The following is a 4,472-nucleotide window of genomic DNA, read 5'->3' as shown; positions in this document are numbered from 1 at the left end:
GTGTGTCAGTTGATGCATTCGGTGGCTGATTGACCGCATTCGCGAGCAAGCCCGCTCCCACATTTTTGATCCGGTTTCGGCAGGGGGTTAGCCGCGCTTGGTCAGGCCCATCTTGATTCGGCCTTCCGCCGGAGTCATGACCCGGGCGCCCAGGCGGCTGAGGATTTCACTCGCCCGTTCCACAAGCTGGCCATTGGTGGCGAGCACGCCTTTGTCCAGCCACAGGTTGTCTTCCAGGCCGACCCGCACGTTGCCGCCCAGCAGCACCGCTTGCGCCGCCATGGGCATTTGCATGCGGCCGATACCGAAACCGGCCCACACGGCGTCGGCAGGCAGGTTGTCGACCATGGCTTTCATGGTGGTGGTGTCGGCCGGTGCGCCCCATGGGATGCCCAGGCACAGCTGGAACAGCGGGTTATCGAGCAAGCCTTCCTTGATCATCTGCTTGGCAAACCACAGGTGGCCGGTGTCGAAAATTTCCAGCTCGGCCTTTACGCCCAGCTCTTGAATGCGCTTGGCGCCCGCCCGCAGCTGCGCCGGGGTGGACACGTAAATGGTGTCGCCATCGCCGAAGTTGAGCGTGCCGCAGTCCAGGGTGCAGATCTCCGGCAGCAGCTCCTCGACGTGGGCCAGGCGCGTCAGCGGGCCGACCAGGTCGGTGTTGGGGCCGAACTCCATCGGGTTCTCGCCGCCGCCGATTTCCAGGTCGCCGCCCATACCGGCGGTGAGGTTGACGATGATGTCGATGTCGGCCTCGCGGATGCGCTCCATCACTTCGCGGTACAGCGCCACATCGCGGCTGAACTTGCCGGTTTGCGGGTCACGCACATGGCAATGCACCACGGTGGCACCGGCCTTGGCGGCTTCCACCGCGGCTGCGGCGATTTGTTTGGGAGTGACCGGCACGTGCGGGCTGCGGCTGGTCGTGTCGCCAGCACCGGTGAGTGCGCAGGTGATGATGACGTCGTGGTTCATGAGGCGGTTCCTTACAGGCGGGCGTAGTGATGCCGTTCGCAGCCAACAGCGGCTGCGATACGGTGATGCGAATCAGGTTATTTGCTGGTCAGTTGCAGGTTGGCTGCGGCCGGTTTGCCGTCGAAGGTGGTCACGCCTTCGAGCCAGCGCTGCTGGTCTTGCGGGTGATCCTTGAGCCACTGCCTGGCAGACTCGAGGGCGTCCTTGTGATCCAGCAACGGCTGCATCATTCGGCTCTCGTCGGCGGCGGTGAAGGTCAGGTTGGTCAGCAGTTTGTGTACGTTGGGGCACTGCTCGGCGTAGGTCGGCGAAGTGACGCTCCACACCGTGGCCATGCCTTCGTTCGGGCCCAGGGCGTCGTCGCTGCCGGTGAGGTAAGTCATCGCCACGTTGACGTTCATTGGGTGCGGCGCCCAGCCGAAGAACACCACGGCCTCCTTGCGGCGCACGGCGCGGTCGACGGCGGCGAGCATCCCGGCTTCACTGGACTCCACCAACTGGAACTTGCCGAGGCCGAACTGGTTCTTGGCGATCATCGCCTTGATCTGGGTGTTGGCGCCCGAGCCTGGCTCGATGCCGTAGATCTTGCCGCCCAGTTCTTTTTCAAATTTGGCGATGTCGGCGAAGGTTTTCAGGCCTTTATCCGCCAGGTAAGTCGGCACGGCGAGGGTGGCGCGCGCATCTTCCAGGCTGGGTTTGTCGAGGACTTTGACTTGCTTGGCGTCGACAAACGGCGTGATGGTCTGGGTCATCAGCGGGTTCCAGTAGCCCAGGAACATGTCCAGGCGCTGGTCGCGGATACCGGCGAAGATGATTTGCTGGGAGGCGCTGGTTTGTTTGGTCTTGTAGCCGAGGCCGTCGAGCAACACTTGGGTCATGGCGCTGGTGGCGATTACGTCGGTCCAGTTCACCACGCCCATGCGCACGTTTTGGCAAGAAGCGGCATCCGCTGCCAGTACATTAGTGCTCAAGATGGCGCTGGCGCTGAGTGCAAGCACGCAGCGGCTGATCAGTCGGTTCATGGTGGATCCCTCGGCAGGTCGTTATTGTGGGGTCCGGCGTCTTTGTGCGCCGTGCAGCCAAGTTACGTACCTTCTGGGGCGACAAAACGCACGGCGGCGACCAGCTCTTGCACTGCAGCGACCTGTGCTCTTGAATGGCCGATTGAACTGGCGTATCACAGTGAGCACGCTGCCCGTCCTACGAGAGCGCCACCATGTCCCAGGATTTCTACTTCTTGCTGATGCCGGGTTTCTCGGCCATCGGCTTTATCTCCGCGCTGGAACCGCTGCGCGTGGCCAACCGCTTTCGCGGCGAGCTGTACCGCTGGCACGTGTTGAGTGCCGATGGCGGCGCGGTGCTGGCGAGCAATGGCATGTCGGTGAACGCCGACGCCGCACTGGAGCCGCTGAAAAAAGGCGCGACGCTGATGGTGGTCGCCGGCTTCGAACCCTTGAAGTTCACCACGCCCGCGCTGGAACACTGGCTGCGCCGCCTCGACCACGATGGCGTCACCCTCGGTGCCATCGACACCGGCGCCTGTGTGCTGGCTGAGGCTGGCTTGCTCGACGGCCACCGCCTCACCCTGCACTGGGAGGCCATCGACGCCTTCAAGGAATCCTATCCGCAGCTCAGCGTGACCCAGGAGCTGTTTGAAATCGACCGCCGGCGCATCACCTGCGCGGGCGGCACCGCCTCCATCGACCTGATGCTCGACCTGATCGCCCAGGCCCACGGCCCGGACCTGGCGATCCAGGTGTCCGAGCAATTCGTACTCGGGCGCATCCGCCCACGCAAAGACCACCAGCGCATGCAGATCGCCACGCGCTACGGCATCAACAACAAGAAGCTGGTGCAGGTGATCGGCGAGATGGAACAACACAGCGAGCCGCCGCTGAGCACGCTGGCGTTGGCCGAGGCCATCAAGGTCACGCGGCGCCAGCTTGAGCGGCTGTTCCGTCTGCACCTGAACGACACCCCGAGCAACTTCTACCTCGGCCTGCGCCTGGAAAAAGCCCGGCAGCTATTGCGCCAGAGCGACATGAGCGTGCTGGAAGTGAGCATTGCGTGCGGGTTTGAGTCGCCGTCGTACTTCACGCGCAGCTACCGGGCGCGGTTTGCCAAGTGCCCGAGAGAGGACCGGCGACGGGAAGTGGTTTGACGAGCAATTATAGTCAATTATACTCGCGACTATAATTTATAGCTGTTCCAATAATTGAGTATAAAACCATGTCCAAGCACAGCGGCTTTGTGTTTCGCCGCCCGACGCTGGCTCGCAGCATTGCTGATGGCTTGGTCGGCGCCGGGATTCAGGATTTCACCTCAGGCCTGTTCCTCGCAGCACCTCGACGCACCGGCAAAAGCACCTTTTTGCGCGAAGACCTGATCCCGGAGTGTCAACTGCGGGGTTGGCTGGCGGTTTACGTGGATCTCTGGGCTGACAAAGAGAAAGATCCGGCGGAGTTGATCGCCAGCGCTATCGCCGCGGCTCTGGTGCCCTATGAAAAGGGTATTCGCAAGCTGGCCAAGAACATTGGAATCGAGAAGCTAAGCTTCCTGCGTACCCTTTCCTGGGACTTCAGCAAGCCACAATTGCCGGTGGGTGCGACGCTGACTCAAGCGTTGGAGTTGCTCCACAGCGCTGCCGAAAAACCCGTCGTGCTGGTGATTGATGAAGCGCAGCACGCACTGACCACCGAGTCCGGCATCAATGCGATGTTCGCGTTGAAAGCTGCCCGAGACCAGCTAAACCAGGGCCGTGACGAGGAGGGCAGTGGCTTGCGCCTGGTGTTCACCGGCTCCAATCGCGACAAGCTCGCGCATTTGGTCCTCGGTAAAAGCCAGCCATTCTTCGGCTCCAGCATCACGCCGTTTCCCTTGCTCGGTAAAGAGTTTACCCAGGCCTACACCGTGCACCTCAACGCCCATTTGGCCAGCACCAATCAGTTCAACGCTGCGGACATCGACGAAGCCTTTGAACTGGTGGGGCGCCGCCCAGAGATGCTGCGTACCATCATCGGTGAAGTGGCGTTGGAGTTGGGCGAGGCGAGCAACCTGGGCCAACTGCTGCACAGCCGCGCCGAACTGCTGCGTGCCGGCGTGTGGACCGAGTTTGAGAGCGCGTGGAACAACCTCACCATTCCCCAGCGTGCTGTGTTGGAGGTGATGGTGGAGCGTTCGCAGAACAACGAGCCTTTTGCGCCGTTTACCGATAGCACACTCACGGCGGTCAGCAAGGCACTGGAGGACATGGGAAGCGATGTGGTGCCGGGCACCCAGACCATTCAGGCGTGCATTGATGCGCTGCGCGACAAGGAGCTGGTGTGGAAGTCGAGCCGTGGCGGGTATGCCCTGGAAGACAAGTCATTCGGGGATTGGCTGCTGCACAAGCGCCGTACAACTCACTAAAGGACAACACAAACCAAATGTGGGAGCGGGCTTGCTCGCGAAGGCGGTGTGTCAGTAACAGATATGCCTACTGATACACCGCCTTCGCG

General features: G+C 61.9%; 4 protein-coding genes. 2 read left to right on the top strand and 2 right to left on the bottom strand.

Annotated elements, in window-relative coordinates; genetic code table 11:
- Window positions 1-87: 87 nt before the first annotated feature.
- Together cdhC and ACTD9P_RS29260 are read right to left on the bottom strand one after the other, a co-directional pair.
- Window positions 88-975, bottom strand: coding sequence for a 3-dehydrocarnitine:acetyl-CoA trimethylamine transferase CdhC (gene cdhC / locus ACTD9P_RS29265; RefSeq protein WP_017139368.1), 888 nt, complete (start codon window positions 973-975; stop codon window positions 88-90).
- 77 nt (window positions 976-1,052) lie between these two features.
- Complete coding sequence (locus tag ACTD9P_RS29260; RefSeq protein ID WP_056857774.1) at window positions 1,053-1,997, bottom strand: choline ABC transporter substrate-binding protein; 945 nt, start codon at window positions 1,995-1,997, stop codon at window positions 1,053-1,055.
- 194 nt (window positions 1,998-2,191) lie between these two features.
- Here ACTD9P_RS29260 and ACTD9P_RS29255 point away from each other — a divergent pair, with 194 nt between their 5' ends.
- The gene (locus ACTD9P_RS29255; protein WP_438870368.1) at window positions 2,192-3,136 is read left to right on the top strand and encodes a GlxA family transcriptional regulator; all 945 of its coding nucleotides are present in this window, start codon (window positions 2,192-2,194) and stop codon (window positions 3,134-3,136) included.
- Between the two features lie 68 nt (window positions 3,137-3,204).
- Window positions 3,205-4,383, top strand: coding sequence for an AAA family ATPase (locus ACTD9P_RS29250; RefSeq protein ID WP_438870367.1), 1,179 nt, complete (start codon window positions 3,205-3,207; stop codon window positions 4,381-4,383).
- Window positions 4,384-4,472: the final 89 nt, after the last annotated feature.

This window comes from Pseudomonas onubensis, assembly GCF_965653655.1.
GTDB lineage: Bacteria > Pseudomonadota > Gammaproteobacteria > Pseudomonadales > Pseudomonadaceae > Aquipseudomonas.
The sequence above is the reverse complement of the archived record's forward strand: the minus strand, read 5'-3'. Positions and strand labels throughout refer to the sequence as shown.

Excerpts from the sequence above, each read along its gene's own strand:
- ACTD9P_RS29255 (WP_438870368.1), top strand. The coding sequence starts at position 2,192 with ATGTCCCAGGATTTCTACTTCTTGCTGATGCCGGGTTTCTCGGCCATC.
- ACTD9P_RS29250 (WP_438870367.1), top strand. The coding sequence starts at position 3,205 with ATGTCCAAGCACAGCGGCTTTGTGTTTCGCCGCCCGACGCTGGCTCGC.
- ACTD9P_RS29260 (WP_056857774.1), bottom strand. The coding sequence starts at position 1,997 with ATGAACCGACTGATCAGCCGCTGCGTGCTTGCACTCAGCGCCAGCGCC.
- cdhC (WP_017139368.1), bottom strand. The coding sequence starts at position 975 with ATGAACCACGACGTCATCATCACCTGCGCACTCACCGGTGCTGGCGAC.